Source organism: Streptomyces sp. NPDC087845 (assembly GCF_044742755.1).
Lineage (GTDB): Bacteria > Actinomycetota > Actinomycetes > Streptomycetales > Streptomycetaceae > Streptomyces.
Window position 1 is genome coordinate 103,548 of sequence record NZ_JBIUVC010000020.1, and the last position, 20,633, is coordinate 124,180.

Annotated in this window: 20 protein-coding genes and 1 pseudogene; 11 read left to right on the plus strand and 10 right to left on the minus strand. The window is 71.4% G+C overall.

The annotated features are described in order from the left end of the window. Positions 1-93 precede the first annotated feature (93 nt). A complete protein-coding gene (locus tag ACIOMQ_RS35230; RefSeq protein WP_362207608.1) occupies positions 94-1,302 on the minus strand; it encodes an MFS transporter in 1,209 nt (402 codons plus the stop codon). Between the two features lie 371 nt (positions 1,303-1,673). Here ACIOMQ_RS35230 and ACIOMQ_RS35235 point away from each other — a divergent pair, with 371 nt between their 5' ends. After that, on the plus strand, positions 1,674-1,991 hold the full coding sequence (locus ACIOMQ_RS35235) for a MazG-like family protein (protein ID WP_362207605.1): 318 nt from the start codon (positions 1,674-1,676) through the stop codon (positions 1,989-1,991). Positions 1,992-2,194: 203 nt separating this feature from the next. Here ACIOMQ_RS35235 and ACIOMQ_RS35240 read toward each other — a convergent pair whose 3' ends face one another. Both ACIOMQ_RS35240 and ACIOMQ_RS35245 read right to left on the minus strand, forming a co-directional pair. Continuing rightward, the gene (locus ACIOMQ_RS35240; protein ID WP_362207602.1) at positions 2,195-3,067 is read right to left on the minus strand and encodes an undecaprenyl-diphosphate phosphatase; all 873 of its coding nucleotides are present in this window, start codon (positions 3,065-3,067) and stop codon (positions 2,195-2,197) included. 214 nt (positions 3,068-3,281) lie between these two features. Continuing rightward, positions 3,282-3,992 carry a TVP38/TMEM64 family protein gene (locus ACIOMQ_RS35245; protein WP_362207600.1) on the minus strand — a complete coding sequence of 237 codons (711 nt, stop codon included), beginning with the start codon at positions 3,990-3,992 and terminating at the stop codon, positions 3,282-3,284. Between the two features lie 441 nt (positions 3,993-4,433). Between ACIOMQ_RS35245 and tuf the strand changes: the two genes are divergently transcribed. The 3 genes from tuf to ACIOMQ_RS35260 all read left to right on the plus strand — a co-directional run bounded on the left by tuf (position 4,434) and on the right by ACIOMQ_RS35260 (position 7,403). Further along, the gene (gene tuf / locus ACIOMQ_RS35250) at positions 4,434-5,615 is read left to right on the plus strand and encodes an elongation factor Tu (protein WP_401266689.1); all 1,182 of its coding nucleotides are present in this window, start codon (positions 4,434-4,436) and stop codon (positions 5,613-5,615) included. Between the two features lie 74 nt (positions 5,616-5,689). Next, positions 5,690-6,535, plus strand: coding sequence for a patatin-like phospholipase family protein (locus ACIOMQ_RS35255; protein ID WP_401944753.1), 846 nt, complete (start codon positions 5,690-5,692; stop codon positions 6,533-6,535). Positions 6,536-6,557: 22 nt separating this feature from the next. Continuing rightward, positions 6,558-7,403 carry a spermidine synthase gene (locus tag ACIOMQ_RS35260; protein WP_401266692.1) on the plus strand — a complete coding sequence of 282 codons (846 nt, stop codon included), beginning with the start codon at positions 6,558-6,560 and terminating at the stop codon, positions 7,401-7,403. On the opposite strand, the gene ACIOMQ_RS35265 is transcribed toward ACIOMQ_RS35260, so the two are convergent. Together ACIOMQ_RS35265 and ACIOMQ_RS35270 are read right to left on the minus strand one after the other, a co-directional pair. Beyond that, positions 7,365-8,663, minus strand: a complete 1,299-nt coding sequence (locus tag ACIOMQ_RS35265; RefSeq protein WP_401758973.1) for an MFS transporter — start codon at positions 8,661-8,663, stop codon at positions 7,365-7,367. The two genes, ACIOMQ_RS35260 and ACIOMQ_RS35265, sit on opposite strands and share 39 nt — an antisense overlap. A gap of 63 nt (positions 8,664-8,726) precedes the next feature. Further along, a complete protein-coding gene (locus tag ACIOMQ_RS35270; RefSeq protein WP_362207588.1) occupies positions 8,727-9,794 on the minus strand; it encodes a hypothetical protein in 1,068 nt (355 codons plus the stop codon). Positions 9,795-9,947: 153 nt separating this feature from the next. Here ACIOMQ_RS35270 and ACIOMQ_RS35275 point away from each other — a divergent pair, with 153 nt between their 5' ends. Together ACIOMQ_RS35275 and ACIOMQ_RS35280 are read left to right on the plus strand one after the other, a co-directional pair. Next, positions 9,948-10,385, plus strand: a complete 438-nt coding sequence (locus ACIOMQ_RS35275; RefSeq protein ID WP_362207792.1) for a DUF4442 domain-containing protein — start codon at positions 9,948-9,950, stop codon at positions 10,383-10,385. Between the two features lie 159 nt (positions 10,386-10,544). Beyond that, on the plus strand, positions 10,545-11,204 hold the full coding sequence (locus ACIOMQ_RS35280; RefSeq protein WP_401266700.1) for a DedA family protein: 660 nt from the start codon (positions 10,545-10,547) through the stop codon (positions 11,202-11,204). Positions 11,205-11,280: 76 nt separating this feature from the next. Here ACIOMQ_RS35280 and ACIOMQ_RS35285 read toward each other — a convergent pair whose 3' ends face one another. Beyond that, a complete protein-coding gene (locus tag ACIOMQ_RS35285) occupies positions 11,281-11,811 on the minus strand; it encodes a gamma carbonic anhydrase family protein (RefSeq protein WP_362207582.1) in 531 nt (176 codons plus the stop codon). Positions 11,812-11,992: 181 nt separating this feature from the next. Here ACIOMQ_RS35285 and ACIOMQ_RS35290 point away from each other — a divergent pair, with 181 nt between their 5' ends. Further along, complete coding sequence (locus ACIOMQ_RS35290; protein WP_362207579.1) at positions 11,993-12,748, plus strand: acyltransferase; 756 nt, start codon at positions 11,993-11,995, stop codon at positions 12,746-12,748. 10 nt (positions 12,749-12,758) lie between these two features. Here the strand turns inward: ACIOMQ_RS35290 and ACIOMQ_RS35295 are convergent, their stop codons facing one another. Then, positions 12,759-13,625: an EamA family transporter gene (locus tag ACIOMQ_RS35295; protein WP_402191856.1), complete on the minus strand. Its 867-nt coding sequence runs from the start codon at positions 13,623-13,625 to the stop codon at positions 12,759-12,761. A 93-nt stretch (positions 13,626-13,718) separates the two neighbouring features. Between ACIOMQ_RS35295 and ACIOMQ_RS35300 the strand changes: the two genes are divergently transcribed. Together ACIOMQ_RS35300 and ACIOMQ_RS35305 are read left to right on the plus strand one after the other, a co-directional pair. Next, entirely contained in the window at positions 13,719-14,291 is a 573-nt protein-coding gene (locus ACIOMQ_RS35300) for an XRE family transcriptional regulator (RefSeq protein WP_362207574.1), read from the plus strand. Positions 14,292-14,335: 44 nt separating this feature from the next. Further along, on the plus strand, positions 14,336-14,896 hold the full coding sequence (locus ACIOMQ_RS35305; RefSeq protein ID WP_362207571.1) for a YbaK/EbsC family protein: 561 nt from the start codon (positions 14,336-14,338) through the stop codon (positions 14,894-14,896). A 10-nt stretch (positions 14,897-14,906) separates the two neighbouring features. Here ACIOMQ_RS35305 and ACIOMQ_RS35310 read toward each other — a convergent pair whose 3' ends face one another. Then, the gene (locus ACIOMQ_RS35310; protein ID WP_362207568.1) at positions 14,907-15,758 is read right to left on the minus strand and encodes an AAC(3) family N-acetyltransferase; all 852 of its coding nucleotides are present in this window, start codon (positions 15,756-15,758) and stop codon (positions 14,907-14,909) included. 342 nt (positions 15,759-16,100) lie between these two features. Here ACIOMQ_RS35310 and ACIOMQ_RS35315 point away from each other — a divergent pair. Next, positions 16,101-16,928: pseudogene (locus ACIOMQ_RS35315) on the plus strand (helix-turn-helix domain-containing protein); the annotation flags it as partial. 338 nt (positions 16,929-17,266) lie between these two features. On the opposite strand, the gene ACIOMQ_RS35320 reads toward ACIOMQ_RS35315, so the two are convergent. Next, a complete protein-coding gene (locus tag ACIOMQ_RS35320) occupies positions 17,267-17,674 on the minus strand; it encodes a CoA-binding protein (RefSeq protein ID WP_362207565.1) in 408 nt (135 codons plus the stop codon). A 58-nt stretch (positions 17,675-17,732) separates the two neighbouring features. On the opposite strand from ACIOMQ_RS35320, the gene ACIOMQ_RS35325 reads away from it, so the two are divergent. After that, positions 17,733-18,359: a YigZ family protein gene (locus ACIOMQ_RS35325; protein ID WP_362207562.1), complete on the plus strand. Its 627-nt coding sequence runs from the start codon at positions 17,733-17,735 to the stop codon at positions 18,357-18,359. A 778-nt stretch (positions 18,360-19,137) separates the two neighbouring features. Here ACIOMQ_RS35325 and ACIOMQ_RS35330 read toward each other — a convergent pair. Next, positions 19,138-20,124 carry an alpha/beta fold hydrolase gene (locus tag ACIOMQ_RS35330; protein ID WP_402191858.1) on the minus strand — a complete coding sequence of 329 codons (987 nt, stop codon included), beginning with the start codon at positions 20,122-20,124 and terminating at the stop codon, positions 19,138-19,140. Positions 20,125-20,633 lie beyond the last annotated feature (509 nt).

Here is a 20,633-nt window from a genome sequence, read left to right on the forward strand (position 1 = left end):
TTCGCCGGCGACAGCTGGGCCGACTGCCTAAGGGCTGTCGGACGAAGTCGGGCGGGCCGCAGAGGAACGCGTTCGCCAGAACTCAGGGTGCGGCTATGCGTGCGCCTCGTCCGGTTCTCCGCTGGGTCCCGCAACTGCGGCTCCCTGTCGAGATCGGGTTCGCGTGCCCCAGCGTGCAAGCGATGGGCCGACGGCGCCCACAGCGGCGAAGAACATGCCGAGGAGCAGCCAGCCGGCCGTGCCCAGTCCGAGCACGACGGTGGTGAGGATGGCGGGGGCGAGCGCCTGGCCTGCGCTGAAGCCAAGCCCGAGAAGCCCTTGGTACTGGCCTTGGGCATGGTCTGGTGCCAGGCCGAAGCCAAGGGCGAAGCCGGACGAGGACTCCCATATCTCCCCGAGGCTGTGGACGAAGATCGCTGCGACCACGAGGCCGGCGGCCGCCCACACGGGAGCGTGCGCGGTCAGGGCCATCATCGGACAGCTGAGGAGGAAGAGCAGTCCTGCCGTGCGGAACGCTTTGCCGCCATCGCGAGGGGTTTCGATGCGGGATCCGATTCTGGTCTGTAAGAGGACGCAGACTCCAGCATTGATCGCGGATACCGCGGCCACGGTCCAGCGCGGTGCGTCTGTGTGCTCTGAGATCCATATCGGCAGAAGCAGGGACACCGCCGGGTATTGCAGCCCCATCGCACCATAGAGGGCTGTGAAGGTCACGAACGGACGGTCGGTGAGAGCGATCCAGCGGCGCTGCTGCGGCGGTGGCGCCAATGCCCTGTAGTTGGGGAGCAAGAACAGGAGGAGGGCGCACAGTGCAAAGCTGGCCGCGTTGCTGAGAATCAGCACGAAGTAGGCAGTACGAGTATGCGCTGCAACCGCAAATCCGGCACCCACGGTTCCCAGGACGACGCCCAAATTGACGTAAGTACGGAGCTTTGCCCTGAACAGCGCTGGGCGGTCAGTACCGACCCGGACCACGAGGGCTCCCCAGGCGGCGCCGCCGGCGGCTGCGGCAAGCTGGTCAACGGCAGCGACGACCGTGAGGGCAGCCCAGCTCTCGACAAGCACGAGAGCGGACATCGCCACTGCTTGAACCGTCAAAGCGAGCATCATGATCGTGCGCGGTCCACGTCGATCGGCCAGGTGACCTCCCGGTATCCCCGCGAGCAGGCCGATCAAGCCGGCGGCGGTGAGGGCGGCACCCACCTGCACTGCCGGTAGATCCACGACCAACGTGAAGTACAGCGCCGACGCCGTGTTGAAGAGCCCATTGCCGACTCGGTTCACGAAGCTGGCCAGGATCAATACACGCTCTGACCTGTCGCCCCCTGCTATGTGAGCTATTCGGCCGGGCGATCTTCCCTTGACCATGGGCGCAGGCTAACAGCGGTCGCACACACCGTCAGTGGTGCGAAGTTGCCGGCCGTCCACGACACCAGCCTCCGCCCGCGCAGTATGTATGGCTCAGCATCAGCGCCTTCGGGGTCCGTGTCCAGGCCGACGGCGACACTGGATGCGCCGCGTGGCGGCGCGTCCGGCGCTCGCACCCGATGCTCGCCCGGGCGGCAGCGGCGCAGGTCGCGGTCCTGACCGCTCGTGTGGTCGCGCTCTGCCTGGCCATGTGGCGGTAGGAGCTCGACCCGATCACGACCCCCTGTAGAACGACGAGGAGAAGCATGGACGGGATGATGTGGGACGGCGTGCAGAAGCTGCGTGGCTGGCTCGACGCCGAGAACCAGGCTGCGGTCGGTGACGTGAGGCTGCTGCGAGTCCTCAAGATCTCGGAGGAGGCCGGAGAGGTCGCCGAGGCCGTCACCGGCGCCCTCGGCGCCAACCCGCGCAAGGGCGACAGCCACTCGTGGCAGGACGTCGAGAAGGAGTTGAGCGACGTCATCGTGACCGCTGCCGTGGCCCTGGCCACGATCAGCTCGGACCCGGAGAAGGCGCTCGCCGACCGCGTCCGGGGCCTGCTGGACCGCCTCGGCCTGGACTGACTCGGACCCGGCCGCCGTACAGAAGGACCCGCACGGCCAAGGCTGTGCGGGCCCTTCTTCAGGTCCCCAACTTTGCGCTCGCACACCGTCTGGCTGCTCCGTCTCCCAGTCCCCCGAGTGGGAGACGAGTGGGAGATGATCATGACGCGTAGATGTGCGAAAGCGTCAGAATGCGCTGGACAGTGCCAGGTGTGGCAACTTGGTCAGCCGGCGGACTCGCCCGCGTGCGGGCTCAGCACACCCGCCGCGACCAGTGCGAACAGGGCCAGCCCGAGAAGCACGCGGTAGATGACGAACGGCATGAAGCTCTTGGTCGTGATGAACTTCATGAACCAGGCGATGACGGCGTATCCCACGCCGAAGGCGATGAACGTCGCGAAGATCGTCGGCCCCCACGACACATGTCCCTCGCCGGCGTCCTTCAGCTCGAAGACGCCCGAGGCCAGCACCGCCGGGATCGCCAGCAGGAAGGAGTAGCGGGCCGCCGCCTCGCGGGTGTAGCCCATCAGCAGACCGCCGCTGATGGTGGCGCCGGAACGGGAGACTCCCGGGATCAGGGCCATGGCCTGGCAGAAGCCGAAGATGAGGCCGTCCCTGACACCGAGTTCCTTGAGCGTCTTGCGCTCCTTGCTGGCCCGGTGCCTGCCCCCCGCCTCGTCGCGGGCCGCGAGGCGGTCGGCGACACCGAGGACGACACCCATGACGATCAGCGTGGTGGCGATCAGCCGCAGATCGCGGAAGGGCCCCTCGATCTGGTCCTTGAACGTCACCCCGAGCACGCCGATGGGGATGGAGCCGACGATGACCAGCCAGCCCATCTGGGCGTCGTGGTCGCTGCGCATCGACCGGTCGACCAGCGAACGGAACCAGGCCGAGACGATCCGGACGATGTCCTTGCGGAAGTAGATGAGGACGGCCGCTTCCGTGCCGATCTGGGTGATGGCGGTGAACGCCGCACCCGGGTCGTGCCAGCCGGCGAACGCTGCGGTGAGCCGCAGATGCGCGCTGGAGGAGATCGGCAGGAACTCGGTCAGTCCCTGAACGAGGCCCAGGACGAACGATTCGAACCAGCTCATGGGGCTTTGGCCATCCCGGAGGTGATCGTGCATCGGCCGACGGTCGTGAATGCCGTCGACAATGTGCGGATTTGCGGTCGAATGAGGGCAGGGTCGTGCCGTGCCCGGAGATCTTCGGTCGGTCGCGGGCAGGGTATCGCCCTCAGATGAACAGCTTTGCGCGTACCCCTGCGCCCGCCCGCTGCCCCGGCCGTCCGCTCCGCCGCGTACCGGATCACTCGGCGGACAGGCGGTGGCGCTTGCGCCAGGCGACGACGGCCGCCCCGACCCCGGTCAGCACGATGAAGCCCATTGCGGCCAGGAACGCGGGCGACGTCGGTGACGAGGCCTCGCTGCCCGCGACGACGTACGCGGCGGTGTTCGGGATCGAGCCGAGCCCGGTGGCGGCCAGGAACGGCGGATACCCCATGCGCGAGACCGCCGCGCAATAGTTGGCCGCGGCGAACGGCACACCGGGAAAGAGCCGCAGCGCCAGCATCGAGCGGAACCCGTGGCGGCTCAGCTGACCGTCCGCCGCCCTGAGCCAGCGACCGCGCAGCAGCGTACGGAGCGCGTCCTGCCCGAGCACCCGGCCCAGCCCGAACGAGATGCCCGCGCCGAGGACCGTGCCCGCCAGCGCCGCGGCCAGCCCCGCCTGGGAACCGAACAGCGCTCCCGCGGCGACATTGAGCAGTGGCCGCGGCACGAAGGCCACAGTGCACACGCCGTACGCGACACCGAACAGCACGACCGCGGCGCCCCCGCTCAGCCGGGCGGGCCAGTCGGCGGCGAGCAGCCGCTGGGGTTCCAGGAGCAGCATCGCCGCCGCGGCGGCCAGCAGCACCACCACGAGCAGCGAGAACCGGGACCAGGGCGAGAGCAGCGCCCTCGTGCAGCGCGCGGCGAGGCCGGTGGCGGGCCGGGCGCCGGGGACGGGGTCGAGCATGCGGGGAGAGTAACCGACGCCCGTGGGTGATCGCCGCAACGCCGGCGGTACGGCACGGGCGCCCCGTACCGCCGGCGCGCCCGTTCCCGGCCCCGCGCCGGACGAAGCGCCGCCGCCGGCGGGCGGACGCCGAACTCGCTTTTCCTGCCTGCGATGCCCGCCGGAAAACCATTCGACGCCACCCCGTTCCTCGGCCATGATCGGACCCATGTTCCGGTACGCCTTTCTCGCAGCGAGGTCCGCAGTCGCGGACGCGCCGAAGGCTGCCGTGAACCCCGCCACCGCAGCGGCAGTTGCCGCCGCAGCGTTCACCGCTGCCTCGGCGCCCATCGGCGGCGCCCGAAGCTGACCCTCCCCCGACAGTCCGGCGGACCCCGCAAGGGGAGGGTCGGCGGGGCCCTGGGGTCTTCTCTCTCAGCTTCGAATTCCAAGGAATGAGCCATGCCCAAGACGGCATACGTGCGCACCAAGCCGCACCTCAACATCGGCACCATGGGCCACGTCGACCACGGCAAGACCACCCTGACCGCCGCCATCACCAAGGTCCTCAGCGACCGCGGAACCGGCACGTTCGTCCCGTTCGACCGGATCGACCGGGCGCCGGAGGAGACACAGCGCGGCATCACCATCAACATCGCGCACGTCGAGTACGAGACCGACACCCGTCACTACGCCCATGTCGACATGCCGGGCCACGCCGACTACATCAAGAACATGGTCACCGGCGCCGCCCAGCTCGACGGGGCGATCCTCGTCGTCTCCGCGCTCGACGGCATCATGCCGCAGACCGCCGAGCACGTCCTGCTCGCCCGCCAAGTGGGCGTCGACCACATCGTCGTCGCCCTCAACAAGGCCGACGCCGTCGACGACGGCGAGGACAGGGTGCTGACCGACCTGGTCGAGCTGGAGGTCCGCGAGCTGCTCTCCGCGCACGGCTACGGCGGTGACTCCGTCCCCGTCGTACGCGTGTCGGGCCTCAGGGCCCTGGAGGGCGACCCGCGCTGGACCGCGGCCGTCGAGGCGCTGCTGGACGCCGTCGACACCTACGTACCCATGCCGGTCCGCTACACCGACGCGCCGTTCCTGCTGTCGGTGGAGAACGTCCTGACCATCACCGGCCGGGGCACCGTCGTCACCGGAGCCGTCGAGCGCGGCACCGTCCGGAGCGGCGACCGGGTGTCGGTGCTGGGCCCGGACATCGAGACGGTCGTCATCGGCCTGGAGACCTTCGGGAAGCCGATGGAGTCCGCGGAGGCCGGGGACAACGTGGCGCTGCTGCTGCGCGGGGTGGAGCGCGACCGGGTCCGCCGCGGCCATGTGGTCGCGGCGCCCGGCAGTGTGACGCCGAGCCGCCGCTTCACCGCGCAGGTGTACGTCCTGTCGGCACGGGAGGGCGGCCGGACCACCCCGGTCACCACCGGCTACCGGCCGCAGTTCTACATCCGCACCGCGGACGTCGTCGGCGACGTCGACCTCGGCGCGGTGGCGGTGGCGCGCCCCGGCGACACGGTCGACCTGACCGTCGAGCTGGGCCGCGACGTCCCGTTGGAGACCGGACTCGGCTTCGCGATCCGTGAGGGCGGCCGCACCGTCGGCGCGGGCACCGTCACCGGACTGCTCTGAGCCGTGTCGTGCCGAGGGCCCGCCTCCCGTACCCCGCGGGAGGCGGGCCCTGTGCCGTACGCAAGACTGACGGCATGGCAGAAACAGCTCTGGTGCTCGGTGCCGGCGGTATCACGGGCGGCGCCTGGGAAACGGGAATTCTGCACGGCCTCGCACAGGCGGGCGTGGACCTCGCCGGCGCCGACCTGATCATCGGCAGCTCGGCGGGCGCGGTGGTCGGCGCGCAGCTGGCCTCAGGACTGATGGGCCTTCCGGAACTGTACGGACTCCAGCTCACCGATCCGCGGGACATGACCGGCGGCAAGCTCGGCGTGCTCACCGTACTGCGCTACGCGGGAGCCGTGCTGTCCGCCCGCACTCCCGAGGCGTACGGCCGGAAGCTGGCCCGCATCGCGCGGGACGCCCGCCTCGGCATCACGGCGGACGAACGGCGTGCGGCGATCGCCGAGCGTCTCCCGACGGCCGACTGGCCCGAGCGCCCCCTGCGCATCACCGCGGTCGACGCGACCACCGGTGAACTCCGCACGTTCGACAGGGACAGCGCGGTGCCCCTCGCCGACGCCGTCACCGCGAGCTGCGCCGTACCGGCCGTCTGGCCGGTCGCCACCGTCGGGGGACGGTCCTGGATCGACGGCGGGGTGCACTCCCCGGCCAACGCCCATCTCGCCGCGGGTTACGGGCGCGTCGTCGTCATCGCTCCGACGGCCCGTGGCAACAAGGCCATCGCCTCGCCGCGTTCACAGGCGGCCGAGCTGGCCGCGCAGGGCGCGCGCGTGGAGGTCATCACCCCGGACGCGGCGGCGAAGAAGGCGTTCGGCCGCAACCCCCTCGACCCGGGCCACCGGGCCGCGGCGGCCCGTGCCGGGCTCGCCCAGGCGGCATCGCACACCGAGGCCGTCGCCGCGGTCGTGAGCAGCTGATCCGGCACCCCACAATGGGGGTGTGAACGACTCGATACCCGTCATCCGGGACGTGGACCATGGCACCGCCAGACTCCTGCCCGACGTGGACCGGGACAGGGCCTGGCTGCTCACCGTCGACGGGGCGCCCCAGTCGTACGTCGACCTCGACGCGCCGGACCACCTCGAATTCGAGTACGCGCGACGGCTCGGCCACGTCGTGGACTGCGCGGCGGCACCGGGCGCACCGCTGGACGTGCTCCATCTCGGCGGCGGCGCGCTCACCCTGCCCCGCTATGTCGCCGCGACCAGGCCCGGCTCCCGCCAGGACGTCGCCGAGGCCGACCTCGGGCTCCTGGCCCTGGTCGCCGAGCATCTGCCGGTCCCCGACGGCAGCGGGATCACCGTGCACGGCACGGACGCCCGAGGCCGGCTGGAAGAGACCCGGCCCGGCTCCGTCGACCTCCTGATCGCGGATGTCTTCGGCGGCTCGCGGGTGCCCGCCCACCTCACCACCGTCGAGTACGCACGGGCCGCCCGCCGGGCGCTGCGCGACGGCGGGATCTACGCCGCCAACCTCGCCGACGGCGCGCCCTTCGGCTTTCTCCGTTCCCAACTGGCCACCTTCGCCGCTGTCTTCGAGGAGATCGCCCTGATCGCCGAACCGGCGGTGCTGCGCGGCCGGCGCTTCGGCAACGTCGTCCTCGTCGCCTCCCGGAACGCCGTCGACACCGCGGCACTGACCCGTCGCTGCTCGGCCGACGCCTTCCCCGCCAGGGTCGAACACGGTCCCGCGCTGGACCGGCTCGCCGGAACCGCCGGGCCGGTCAGGGACGGCGAGGCGGTCGCCTCACCCGAGCCGCCCGACGGAGCCTTCGGCATCGGCTGAGGCCGGCTTCGGTACCTCGGCCGCCACCACCTCGGTGGTGGCGGTGGCGCGGGTCAGATTGCGGACCTCGGGGACGAACAGCACGGCGCCGGTGACCAGTACGATCAGCGCCGCGCAGCCCCACAGGGCCGCACCGCGCCCGACCAGGGCCTCCACCGGACCGGCGAGCGCGGTGGCGACCGGCATCATCGCCACCGAGCCGAACCAGTCGTACGCCGAGACGCGCGACAGCTTCTCCTCCGGGATCTCCTGATGCATGGCCGTCATCCACGAGACCCCGAACACCTCGATGGCGACGCCGCTGGCGAACATCACCCCGCAGAGCCATGCCACCGGCAACGGCACCGCGAGCCCCGCCGACGGCAGGGCCAGCGGGAAGACGCAGAGGGTTCCGGCCAGCAGCATCCGCCGGGGCTTCCAGCGCGTCATCAGGAACGCCCCGCCCAGCGTGCCGGCCCCGAACGCGGCGAGCGCGAAGCCCCAGGGGCGGGCGCCGCCGAGTTCGTCCCGGGCGACCAGCGGCCCGTACACCGACTCGGCGGCCCCCACCGCGGCGACCACCACCGAGAACTGCGCCACGATGCTCCACAGCCAGGGGCGGCCGACGAACTCCTGCCAGCCGTCGCGTAGATCGGCGAACAGACCGCCGCCCGGCGCGCGCGAGGGGATGTGGCTGACGTCCAGGAAAGCGCGCAGCGCACCCGCCAACGCGAAGGACGCCGCATCGACGGCCAGCACCCAGCCCGGGTCCATCGCGGCGATCATGGCGCCGCCGAGCGCCGCACCGCCGATCGTCGCGCCCTGCATGGCCATGCGGAAGAGCGCGAAGGCGCGGCTCGCCTGCTCGCGGCTGACGCTCGACATCAGCATGCCCTCGGCCGCCGGGTTGAAGAACGCCTGTCCGGTGCCGCACAGCGCGGTGAGCAGCATCATCTGCCACAGCTTCGGATCGCCGGCCAGGACGAGCCAGGCGAAGGCGGCCTGCGAGACGCAGTTGAGGGCGTTCGCCGCGACCATCACCCGGTGCCGCGGCAGCCGGTCCGCGACCGCCCCGCCGATCAGCAGGAAGAGCACCAGCGGCGCGGCCCTGGCGGCGGCGACCAGACCGACGTCGCCGCCGTCACCACCTGCGTCCAGAACTGCGAACGCCGCTGCGATCAGCGCGCCATGGGTACCCAGGCCCGTGATGATCGCGGCGGCGGTCAGCAGACGATAGTTGCGGCCGGGGCGGCGCAGGGGGTGAGCGGAAGCGGCAGTCACCAAGGGACTATCGCCGCCGTGGCCCCGCCCTGCCAACTGCTTTCCCGGAGGCGGCGCAGGGGGTCAGTCGGACGGGGCGACGTCCACCAGCCGCACGGTGCTCAGGATCTTCTGGATCGTCGTGTCGGGGAGTTCGTCCTTGACGTTGTCGGCTCCGTACAGGACCCAGGACGCGAACTCGCCCTTCTTGTTCTTGAAGGTGAAGGCGATCGTCTTGCCGTCGCTGTCGCACTTCTTCTGCTTCGTCACATGGGGAGCGGTGGCCGTGACGACCTGGCCGGTCAGACCCGACTGGGTGGTGTACTGCTCGGCCGGGGTGAACTTGATGATGCTCTGCGGCATGTGCTGCGCATACGCGGCCCACGCCCAGGTGCCTGCCTCGCTGTGGGCGTTCTTGGCGGCGTCGGTGGCGCCCTCGGCTCCCCTGGTGCCGGCGCTGGCGAGGCTGATGTCCTCCGTCACGCCGTCCTTGTCGGGGTCCGCCACGCACCACTTCTTCTGGTAGAACGACGGCGCGGAGAAGCCGATGAGGGGCGAGTGGTCCCCCTTCTTCTTGTCCTCGAAGTACGAGGGCGAGCCGGGGCTGCCGACCTCCCAGTCGCCGGGCACGTCGAACTGCGTGCCCCACTTGGGATTGGTGACGACCTTCCATCCCGCGATCAGCGGCTTGGCGTCCCCGCCGGTGCCGCGCGGGTTCGCCTCGGAGGAGGACGCGGATGCGGACGGCTCGGCGGGTGCCGAGGAGTTCTTGTCGTCGGCGACGTCCTTGTTCTTGTCGTCGTCCTTGTTCATCACGACGACACCGGTCACCACGGCGGCCACGACGACAGCGGTGGCCGCGACGACGGCGACGGCGGTGGTCTTCTTCCTGCTGCCGCCGGGCTGCGGACCCCCGGCCGGACCGGGTACCGCGTACTGCGACACGGTCGGCTGCTGGTACGGGTTCGGCTGCGGGTAGCCGGGCTGCTGGTCCTGCTGCGGGTAACCCGGCTGCTGCCCGGACTGTCCCTGCTGCTGATATCCCGGCTGCTGATAGGGATTCGGCTGCTGGTACCCCGGCTGCTGATACGGGTTCTGATTCTGGTCCTGCGGGTTTTGCTCGCCCCCGGGCGGCTGCTGTCCTGGCCACATGGCGAGTAACGATAGAGGGGCGGTGCCCGGTCGGCTACGCCCGCCCCCGTGAGCGGACGGTGAAGGAAGCGGCAGGAGAACCGGGCGCACGGGAGCCGGGGATGGCCAAAGAGTTCTACTCGCAAGTAACATCTGGTCATGAGCGCTGAACAGATGACCGTCGGCGAGATGCTCGCCGCGACGGTCCCGATGGCCCGGACCCTCAACCTCGAGTTCCTGGAGACGACCGCCGAGCGCGCGGTGGTCCGTCTGCCGGACCAGGCCGACTACCACAACCACATCGGCGGACCGCACGCCGGCGCGATGTTCACGCTCGCGGAGTCCGCGAGCGGCGCCATCGTCATCGCCGCCTTCGGCGACCAGATGTCGCGCGCCGTTCCGCTGGCGGTGAAGGCGGAGATCGGCTACAAGAAGCTGGCCAAGGGGGTCGTCACGGCGACGGCGACCCTCGGCCGCCCGGTGGCCGATGTCGTCGCCGAACTGGACGAGGGCAAGCGCCCCGAGTTCCCCGTGGCCATCGAGATCCGGCGCGCGGACGGCGCGGTGACCGGCGAGATGACGGTCGTCTGGACGCTGCGTCCGCACGCCTGATCCGGCACGGTTGCCCGAAGGGCCGCCACGCACCCCGGCACGGGGGCCGTGGCGGCCCTTCGCACTGTCCGGGCGGAGGGCGGGCCAGGTAGCATTCCCGCGGTGCGCCGAGGAGTTGACCGGCGGACAACGGGACATCAGCTACGGGAGGAACCGGCGTTGCACATCCAGGAGTGGCTGGAGACCGTCCCCGCGGTCAGCGTGTACGTCCTGGTGGGCGTCGTCATCGGGCTGGAGAGCCTCGGCATTCCGCTGCCGGGCGAGATCGTCCTGATCAGCGCGGCGCTCATGGCCGCCGGGCACGACGGAATCAACCCCTGGGTCCTCGGTGCCTGCGCCTCGGCCGGTGCGGTCATCGGCGACTCGATCGGATACGCCATCGGGCGCAAGGGCGGACGGCCGCTTCTCGCCCGGCTCGGTGGGAAGTTCCCCAGGCACTTCGGCGAGAGCCAGATCGCCACGGCGGAGCGGTCGTTCCACAAGTGGGGGATGTGGGCGGTGTTCTTCGGCCGCTTCGTCGCGCTGCTGCGGATCTTCGCGGGCCCGCTGGCCGGCGTACTGCACATGCCGTACTGGAAGTTCCTGATCGCCAATGTGCTCGGCGGCATCGTCTGGGCCGGCGGCACCACGGCCGTCATCTACTCGGTGGGCGTCGTGGCCGAGTCCTGGCTCAAGCAGTTCTCCTATCTCGGCCTCGTGGTCGCCGTGCTGATCGGTCTGACCTCGATGCTGGTCCTGAGGAACCGGGCCAAGAAGGCGGCGGCACGGACGTCGGCCGTCTCCGCGCCCGAAGCGGGGGCCGTACCGGCCGCGGACTGACCCGCGGGCGACCGGCCGGCAGGGCGGCGGTACGGGCCCGGGTGGCCGTCCGCCGCGCCCCTCGGCTCCGTTCCGTTCAGCTCTCGTGCACCTGGCGGTGCGCCGTGGCCAGCTCCACGTAGCCCACCGCGTTGAACTTGATGCCTTCGAGCTCCTCCTCGGTCAGCTGCCGCTTGACCTTGGCGGGGACACCCGCGACGAGCGATCCCGGGGGTACCTGCATCCCCTGCGGGACCAGCGCCTGCGCCGCGATCAGCGAACCGGCGCCGATGCGGGCGCCGTTGAGGACAGTGGCCCCCATGCCGACCAGGACGTCGTCCTCGACGGTGCAGCCGTGGAGCACGGCGTTGTGCCCGACCGAGACGCGCGCGCCGACCGTGACCGGGAACCCGGGGTCGACATGCACGCTGCAGTTGTCCTGGATGTTGCTGTCGGCACCGATGACGATGGGGCCGCAGTCGGCGCGCAGCACCGCGTGGTACCAGGCGCTGGAACCCGCCCCCATCGTGACCTCGCCGATCACGACCGATGTCGGTGCGGTGAAGGCCTCCGCATCGATGTCCGGCTCCTTGCCGCCGATTCCCGTGATCAACGCCTGTTCTGCCATCGCCCGTTCCTCCGTGCTCAGGTGTGGTGCGGTCGTGGTCGTCCGATCGCCACGGCTCGTCCGCCGCCGTGCGATCGCCCACGGGAACGGTATGCGACGCGCGGAGGGCTGCCGCCGAGTGGGGTGAACATCACAGGCGGCCGGGGTGATCGCGCCGGGCGCCGCCGACTACCGTGTGCGAGTGCCCAAGAACAGGAACACGTTCTCCTCCCTCGCAGCCTGGCGGCGGCGCGCCCTGTCCCGGGCGGTCCACCGGGGCTGGCGCTGGGTGCGGGAGTCGGGTGCGGTCACCGCGGAACATCCCGGCGGGCTGCGGTTCGGCCGGATCGGCGCGGGCACCCGGCTGGCCTTCCCGCAGGGCACGGTCTTCGGGGAGCAGTGGATCGAGCTCGGTGCCCACTGCGTGATCGGTGAACAGGTCACGCTGACGGCCGGACTCATGCCCGGCCTGGACCTCGGACCCGAGTCGATCCTGACCCTGGGGGACGGAGTGGTGCTCGGCCGGGGCAGCCATGTCGTCGCCGACACCAAGGTGGCCATCGGGTCGGACACGTACTGCGGACCGTATGTGTACATCACGTCCACGAACCACAGTTACGACGATCCGCACGAGCCGGTCGGCAGGCAGTGGCCCCGCATGGAGCCGGTCGCCATCGGGCCGGGGTGCTGGATCGGCACCGGGGCGGTGATCCTGCCGGGGGCCACGCTGGGGCGCAACGTGGTGGTCGCGGCGGGCGCGGTCGTACGGGGGGAGGTGCCCGACCACGCGGTGGTGGCCGGTGCTCCCGCCCGTGTCGTACGAAGCTGGGACGCGGAGAAGGGCTGGCAGCCTCCGCTGCGTACCCCCGCTCCGGTGCCCATCCCGTCGGGCGTCACGCCCGAGCAGCTGCTGTCCCTGGCGGAACCGGACGAGTCCTCGGGCCCGTCCGGCGGCTGAGGCCGGGCCCTCAGCCGGTCGCCAGCAGCACCGTCCCCACCAGGGCGAGACCCGCCCCGGCCGCCTGCACCCCGCGCAGCCGTTCCTTGAGCACTCCACGCGCCGCCAGGGCCGTGACCACCGGATAGAGCGAGGCGAGTACGGCGGCCACGGTGACCGGGCCGTGCTGAGCGGCGATCGAGTACGTGCCGTTGGCCGCCACGTCCGCGAATCCGACGAACGCCAGGGCGGGCAGCGCGGACAGCACCGCGGCACCACCGCCCTCCTCCGGCAGTGCGCGGGCCCCGCGCCGCACCGATACGTACAGGGCCGTACCGCCCACCGCGATGTTGGTCAGGCGCTGGACGAAGAGCGCCAGGAACAGTCCGGTGACCGTGGTCGACGCCTCCGCGATCAGGGACATCACCGAACCGAAGCCGAACGCGGCCACCAGGGTCAGCAGCACCACCCGGCGCTGCACCGGCGCCCCGCGCAACTGAGGACCACCGGCCAGCACGACGCCCACCACGGCCACGACGACCCCGGCGAACTGCGGCAGCCCCGGTCGCTCCCCGACGGCGATCCCGACGCCCACCGGCACGGTGACACCCAGCGATCCGAGCGGGGAGACCACCCCCATCGGGCCGAGTGCCAGGGCCTTGTAGAAGCTCAGCATCGCGACCGGTCCGACGGCGCCCGCCGCGACGGCGAACCACAGCTGCGGGCCCGCCTCGCCCCAGCCGCCGGTGGCGACCACGACGGCCCCCAGCACCACCGCCGCGGCGGTCTGCGAGACGACGACCACGGTGAGCGCGGGCGTGCGCCGGGTCAGCAGCCCGCCGCCGAAGTCGGCCAGCCCCCAGAGCAGGCTGGTGGCCAGGGCGAACAGTGCTGTCATGGCATGCCTCGCAGTACAGTGCGATGAACGGTGGGGTGCACCACACCGTAGTGCAGTATTTTTGACCCTGTCATCCAAAATATTGGACGGAATGTGTCTGACCTCGATCAGCTCACTCAGTCGCTGGCGCGCAACCTCAAGCGCTGGAGGGGGGAACGCGGCTTCACCCTGGACGCACTCGCCGCCCGTGCCGGAGTCAGCCGCGGCATGATCATCCAGATCGAGCAGGCCCGCACCAACCCGAGCGTCGGCACCACGGTCAAGCTCGCCGACGCACTGGGCGTCAGCATCACCACCCTGCTCGACTACGAACAGGGCTCACCGGTCCGGCTGGTGCCCGCGACCCAGGCAGTACGCATGTGGTCCACGGAGGCGGGCAGTTCCACCACCCTGCTCGTCGGTACGGAGTGCAGGGGCCCGCTCGAACTCTGGTCGTGGCACCTGATGCCCGGCGACAGCAGCACCTCCGACCCGCACCCCGAAGGCACCGTCGAACTGCTCCACGTCACCGCGGGCGAGCTCACCCTGGTCGTCGACGGAATCTCGTACTCCGTACCCGCCGGCGCATCCGCCACCTTCGAGGCGCATCACCCGCACGCCTATCGCAACGACGGCTCCGAGCCCACCGAGGTCACCATGGCCGTTTCCATCCCGCCCGTACGGTGAGACGGCCGGCCGGCCGCCTTCGGGACGCTGTTAGCGTGACGCGCATGCGCGCACCCATCGGATCCTTTGAGAACGCGGGCCCGGCGGCCGACCGCCTCGACCTGCTCACCCCGCCTGTCGCCGCGGCCGTGACGGAAGGCTGGGGCGGTGTCCCCGCCGAGCAGGTCATCCACGTCGACACGGATCCGGCCATCGCCGACACGGCGGTGTTCGTCGAGCACCACGGCGCGGACCTGCTCGACCGGTCGGCCAACTGCGTCGTGGTGGCGGGCAAGCGCGGCGGCGAAGTGACGCTGGCGGCCTGCCTCGTCCTCTCCCACTCCCGCGTCGATGTGAACGGCGCGGTCCGCAAACACCTCGGCGCCCGCAAGGCGTCCTTCGCCCCCATGGACACGGCGGTCGGCGAGACCGGCATGGAATACGGCGGCATCACACCGATCGGACTTCCGGCCGGATGGCCACTGCTGATCGACCCCGCCGTCGCCGACGAGGAGTGGGTACTGATCGGCAGCGGCAGCCGACGGGGCAAGCTGATCGTCCCGGGCAAGGCACTGGCCGCGCTGCCGGGTGCGGTGATCGTCGACGGCCTGGGCGTCAGGGGCTGAGGCCGCAGGCTCAGCCGTGCGCGCGGCAAAGAGGCCGCACCGGCGCACCGCCCCGGTGCGACGGCAGCCGGCGGGACGCGAAGTCGACGGCGTCGGTGAGGCGGAAGAGCCGACTCGTCGACGCGCCCACCGGACCGGTGCGCACGGCCGCGCCGTCGTCCGAGCGGGCGAACTCCGCTCCCAGATCCGCGAAGTCGCCGTCGTCCAGCGCGACATCCTCGTACTCCCACCACTGGCGCCGGCCCCCGGCCGCCACCACGCAGCGATAACTGCGGCGGGGCGGGGCGGGCACCCGGTACTCACCCAGATGGAACGCGGTGCAGGTGCCGAACCCGGTGCCCAGCAGCAGCACTTGGGCCCGCAGATCATAGAGGCGGGCCAGCGGGGAGTCCTCCCCGAGATGGCAGTCGGGGCGGTGGTGCGCCATCAGTTCACGCGCCAACGGGCCGAGCGCGGCGAACGATGTCTGGGGATGTCCGCTGCGCACCGCTCCCTCGGTCAGCCGCACCGCCTCCGCGAGGCGGCCCATCGACGGCGCGGGCGAGGTCGCCGCGTCGAAGGGCGGCATGCTCGCACGGACCGCCTCCCGGGCCCGGTCGGTGAGACCGCGCACCCGGTCGAGATAGTGCGGAGAGGTGTCGGAGTTCTCCGGGGTGAACGCCGGGACGACGAGGGTGCCGCGGCGGCCGAGGGCGTCCCGCAGCGCGGCGACCACCGCCCCGACCCCGCCGCTCACCGCGCCCACCGCACGCATCGACGCATGCACCAGGAGCACGCCGCTGCGCTCCACCCCGAGCTCGGACAGCTGACCGGCCAGCCCGGCCCGGCCGTGACGGACGATCGGCGCGGTCGTAGTACTCACAGCGGGCCATTCTCCCAGCCGGACAACGAATGTGACACCACGCACATCCGGTCGGGGGACGGGAGTGCTGCGGCTATCGGCTCAGCGCCGGAATCTCGATGGCGGCAGACATCAAGATCCCCGCCGACCGCATCGTGTGCTGGGAGTGCCACGGCATGGGGTGGACGAGCAACCCCTACGCGCACGAGTGCAACGGCCCGCTGTGTCTGGGGGGAACCGTTCGTAATCGAGTGCACATTGTGCGACGGGCAAGGGCACACAGTGGACGACGCACAGCTCCCTGCGCGGGGGCTCTTTTGCGTTCCTGGCATGGAGGCTCCCCGTCGGCGTACCGTCTGAGCTGTGAGCGAGCATCTCGGAGACAAGCTGTCCCGACTCCGCCGGCTGTCGGACCTGACACAGGAAGAGTTGGCGGAGAAGTCGGGCGTGTCCGTTGACGTCATCCGTAAGCTGGAGCAGAAGCGCAAGGGGTCCGCACGCCTGCCGACACTGCATGCGCTGGCCGGCGGGCTCGGTATTGAGCTGACGACGCTGCTGGGTGACCCTCCCGGCGTCCCGTCAACGGGAGAGTCCGACCCGCCACAGTTGGTGGCCTTTCGTCGAGCCGTTCACCCGCTCATGTTCGCCCCTCCGCAGGAGTCTGACGGGGCGGAGGTCCTCACGTCTTCACTGCTGCGGGCCGAGATCGCTGACGCGTGGTCCATGTACCACTCGGCAGAGTTCCCACAGCTTCTGAACCTGCTGCCTGGAATCCTTGCCGACGCCCGCCTCACGGCGTCGCAGGGGTCTGATGGGGGGCAAGCGGCACTCGGCAAGGCGTTCCAGCTGGCCGGGCACCTGAGCATCCGTCTGGGCAAGCTCGATCTTGCCCTTGCCGCCCTGGAGCGTGCCATAGTTGCCGCGGAAGCCTCCGAGGATCCTCTCCTTGTCCCGATGATCTGCAACTCCCTGGCGTGGGCTTACCAGAGGTCCAACCGGCTGGACGACGCCAAGAGCATTGCCCTGTACGCGGCCGATGGCCTGGAGCGGGACGGGCTCACTTCCGACGCGTCGGGCCTGCGCGTGTGGGGTGGCCTGACGATGAGTGCCGCTACCTCGTACGCCCGGCTGGACGAGTATGAGCAGGGTGGGCGCTCCGTCGAGTCCGACGACGCTGGGTGGGAGCGGCTGAACGCGGTCATCCGGTACGTGCGGACGGCGGGAACGCGTCCGCCGCTGTCGGAGTGGGCAGCACGCCCGTAGGCCGGGCACAGAGCCCCGTTCGGACTCACCGCCGTTCGTGCGTCGACGCGCGGACAGAGGGGGGACTGAGCCGCATCCGCCCCGCAGCTCAGTCCCTCTCACACAGGCCCGCGTGGTGAGGGCGTCACTCCTTGGCACGCGGTGGGCGGTAGGGGCCAGTCCTCCCGGGCGGGGTCGACAGCCGGCCCCTGTCCGTCCGTGAGCCCCCGTATCTCCGCGGTTGGCCGAAGGAGATGCAGGGGCTCTGACGTGCGCTGCCACCAGTGCTAACCGAGGGAACCAAGCTCTATCGCGGGGCAGCGGTCCATGACCATGTCGAGCCCGGCCGCCCGCGTGCGGTCGTACGCCTCGGGGTCGATCACGCCGAGCTGGAACCAGACCGCCTTCGCGCCCACCGCCACCGCCTCGTCGGCGACGCCGCCCGCCAGTCCGCTGTTGACGAAGACGTCCACCACATCGACCGGGAACGGTATGTCGGCCAGCGACGCATAGCCGTCCTCGCCGTGGACCCGCTCCGCCTTCGGGTGCACCGGCACCACGCGCTTGCCGATGCGCTGAAGCACCTCGGCGACACCGTAGGCCGCGCGCGAGCGATTGTCGGACAGCCCCACCACGGCCCAGGTCTCGCCCGATTCCCGGAGGATCCTGCGGATCGTCTCTGCGTCTGCGTACATGATCCGGAGAACGGACGGCGGCCCCGGAGCATTCCCGGCCGGGGCGTAGGCTGGCGGGATGCAGGAGCAGTACCGGACAGTCGCCCGAGCGGGCGTGCACGAGACCGAGATCAACCGGTCGCGTTTCATCTGCGCGCTCGCCCCCGCCGCCACCGAGCAGGAGGCACAGGACTTCGTCGCACGCGTCCGCAGGGAACACCCGACCGCCACCCACAACTGCTTCGCCTACGTGATCGGCGCCGACGCCTCCGTACAGAAGGCGAGCGATGACGGAGAACCCGGTGGCACCGCCGGCGTGCCCATGCTGCAGATGCTGACGCGCCGCGAGATGCGGTACGTCGTCGCCGTCGTCACCCGCTACTACGGCGGCGTGAAGCTCGGCGCGGGTGGACTGATCCGGGCGTACGGGGGAGTGGTCGGCGAGGCCCTCGACGAGATCGGCACCCTCACGCGGCAGCGGTTCCGCCTCGCCACGATCACGGTCGGCCATCAGCGCGCCGGCAAGCTGGAGAACGACCTCCGGGCCACCGGACGGACCGTGCGGGAGGTCCGGTACGCGGAGTCCGTCGTCATCGAGATCGGGCTGCCGGACGCCGACGTCGAGGTGTTCCGCGGCTGGCTGGCCGATGCGACGGCGGGTGAGGCCCGGCTGGAACTGGGCGGCGAGGCGTACGGGGACGCCTGACAGGGACCGCCGCGTTCCCATGGCGCGGCCGGGGCGGCAGCCACCTGATCACCGGCCGGTACACGGACGCCGGGGACACCCTGATGAATCCGCACCCACCCGTCCACCGGCAGCCCGACGCGTCGGCTCCCGAGCCTCACCGGTGCCCGTCCCGTCGAACGCGTCCGCCTGCTGTCGGTGCGGTCGGGCCGCCACCGCTGCCTGCGCCCGCCCCGCCCCGCCCGCGCCACCGGCGTTGCCATGGTCGGCCTGGCCCTCTACGCCGGCAGCGCCCTGGCCAGCGCCTTCGCCGCCGGGCCCGCCGAACACCATGCGTATCAGGGGATGTTCCTGACGGCCGCCGTCCTCACCGTCCCGCTGACGCTCGCCGCTGCTGCGGGCCGCGCCCGTTACCGGAACCGACCCGGCCGCACCGGCGCAGCACCCAGGTGCCGGACCGCATCCGGTTGTGCCGGGCGGAGTTCGGGAGCAGCGGACCGGTGCCGGGCGAAGAGCCGCAGCCCGTCCGGGAATTCAGCAGATGTATGCACGCGCCGCGGCGCGAAGTCCGCCCGCGGCTCCGACGCGCCGCTGGACGCCGGGCCGTGGGCCCTCGTCCGGCACGCGTTCTGCCGCAACCGTCAGGACAGCTGGTCGAGCAGATCCTGACGGTGTGCGGTGGCCCGCGGATCGAGACCGATGGGCTCTCGGCCGAGCAGGTCCTGAACCGTGCCGGGGGTGGCCGCGGGTCAGTCCATCCGGCCCGTCATGGTCCGGGGCGGATGGACAGCCCCGCCCGTCATGGTCCGGGGCGCCTCAGCCGGCGGCCCAGGAGGACGGCTCCCGCGCCTGCGAACAACGAGGCGGAGGCGATGCCGGTGAGCGCGGTCTCGGCCGGGGCGTCAGGGGCAGACCCCGTGGCGGCCGGCACGGGCCGGCCGGCATCGGCCGCTGTGGCGGCTTGGAGGACGAGGCCGGTGACCGCTTCGGGGTGGGCGATCAGCGCCACATGGGAGGAGTCGATCTCCACCGTGTGGGAACCCGCGCGCTTCGCCTCGAAGCGTTCCTGGTCGGGGTTGATGGTCCTGTCCTGCTTCGCGACGAGGAACCACGACGGGATGTGCTTCCAGGCGGCCGTCCTGGCCTTCTCCGAGAACGCGGTCGTCGCCGCGGGCCGTTGGGTCACCGCCAGGAGCTTCGTGGTGCTCTCCGGCAGGTCGGCGGCGAAGACCTGCCGGAGCCTGTCGGGCTTGAGGTAGAGATCGGTCCCGCCGCCGTCGCCGGTCCGGTAGGGAACGGACTTCGTGGCGGTGCCGAGTTCGCTGGGGAACCTGGTGGCCAGGGACATGCCGCTCTCGCCCACGTCGGGCATCAGCGCCGATACGTACACCAGGGACTTCACCCGGGGGTTGCCCGCGGCGGCCGAACTGATGACGGCGCCGCCGTACGAGTGACCCACCAGCACGATCGGACCCTTGATGCTGTCCAGCACCGACGCGATGTAGGTGGAGTCGCTGTACAGCCCGCGTAGCGGGTTGGCGGGGGCGATGACGGTGTAGCCACGGCGCTGGAGCCGCTCGACGACCCCGTTCCAGCTGGAGGCATCGGCGAACGCTCCGTGCACCAGCACGATGGTGGGTCTGGCCGTGGCCGTGGTTGCGGTCGTGTCGCCGTCCGCGGTGGCAGGGGCTGCCGCCGCCGTGCACAGGGTCATGGCGCACCAGGCCGCGATGACGTGTGTGCGACGTATGCGGCGCCGTGAGCCGGGGACCGGGAATGCTGCCATGTCGTCCTCGCCTTCCGTGAGACCTACGGCACCTGAGTGTTCACCGATCCGTACCGGCAGGCCCGGCCACGTCCTCCAACCGGGTCACGGCAGTGGGCGAGGGGAGTGAATGCCGGGGGCGACGGGTTTGCCGAACCTCCGTCGTGAACTGCATGCGGTCCGAGGACCGTCCGGCGCCGCGCGCAGAGCACCGGTACGGCCGGCCTTCCGCGGCAGGAAGCAGGAAATGTGCCACGGCCGGGGCCGTGCCCGACCGTCCGGTCATGGCCGCAGTCCCCGCCGCGTTCCCTGCGGCCCCGCCGGTGCTGTTCCTGGGCCTTCCGGCTCCGGCGCGGCTGACCGCCACCGCCCTGTTCTGCGCAGGTGTGGCAGGCGACGCACCGAAGCGGGGGTGGGGGGGGGGGGGGGGCGCGCCCCCCCCCCCCCCCCCCGCCCGGGGGGCCCCCCCCCCCGCCCCCCCCCCCGGGGGCCCGGGCCCCCCCCCCCCCACCCCCCCCCCCCGCCCGGGT

What these genes read in the sequence shown, in the direction of transcription:
- ACIOMQ_RS35255 (WP_401944753.1), top strand. Translation starts at nt 5,690, where the DNA reads ATGGCAGAAACAGCTCTGGTGCTCGGTGCCGGCGGTATCACGGGCGGC.
- ACIOMQ_RS35270 (WP_362207588.1), bottom strand. Translation starts at nt 9,794, where the DNA reads ATGTGGCCAGGACAGCAGCCGCCCGGGGGCGAGCAAAACCCGCAGGAC.
- ACIOMQ_RS35295 (WP_402191856.1), bottom strand. Translation starts at nt 13,625, where the DNA reads ATGACAGCACTGTTCGCCCTGGCCACCAGCCTGCTCTGGGGGCTGGCC.
- ACIOMQ_RS35235 (WP_362207605.1), top strand. Translation starts at nt 1,674, where the DNA reads ATGGACGGGATGATGTGGGACGGCGTGCAGAAGCTGCGTGGCTGGCTC.
- ACIOMQ_RS35285 (WP_362207582.1), bottom strand. Translation starts at nt 11,811, where the DNA reads ATGGCAGAACAGGCGTTGATCACGGGAATCGGCGGCAAGGAGCCGGAC.
- ACIOMQ_RS35325 (WP_362207562.1), top strand. Translation starts at nt 17,733, where the DNA reads ATGCAGGAGCAGTACCGGACAGTCGCCCGAGCGGGCGTGCACGAGACC.
- ACIOMQ_RS35320 (WP_362207565.1), bottom strand. Translation starts at nt 17,674, where the DNA reads ATGTACGCAGACGCAGAGACGATCCGCAGGATCCTCCGGGAATCGGGC.
- ACIOMQ_RS35240 (WP_362207602.1), bottom strand. Translation starts at nt 3,067, where the DNA reads ATGAGCTGGTTCGAATCGTTCGTCCTGGGCCTCGTTCAGGGACTGACC.
- ACIOMQ_RS35245 (WP_362207600.1), bottom strand. Translation starts at nt 3,992, where the DNA reads ATGCTCGACCCCGTCCCCGGCGCCCGGCCCGCCACCGGCCTCGCCGCG.
- ACIOMQ_RS35330 (WP_402191858.1), bottom strand. Translation starts at nt 20,124, where the DNA reads ATGGCAGCATTCCCGGTCCCCGGCTCACGGCGCCGCATACGTCGCACA.
- tuf (WP_401266689.1), top strand. Translation starts at nt 4,434, where the DNA reads ATGCCCAAGACGGCATACGTGCGCACCAAGCCGCACCTCAACATCGGC.
- ACIOMQ_RS35275 (WP_362207792.1), top strand. Translation starts at nt 9,948, where the DNA reads ATGACCGTCGGCGAGATGCTCGCCGCGACGGTCCCGATGGCCCGGACC.
- ACIOMQ_RS35305 (WP_362207571.1), top strand. Translation starts at nt 14,336, where the DNA reads ATGCGCGCACCCATCGGATCCTTTGAGAACGCGGGCCCGGCGGCCGAC.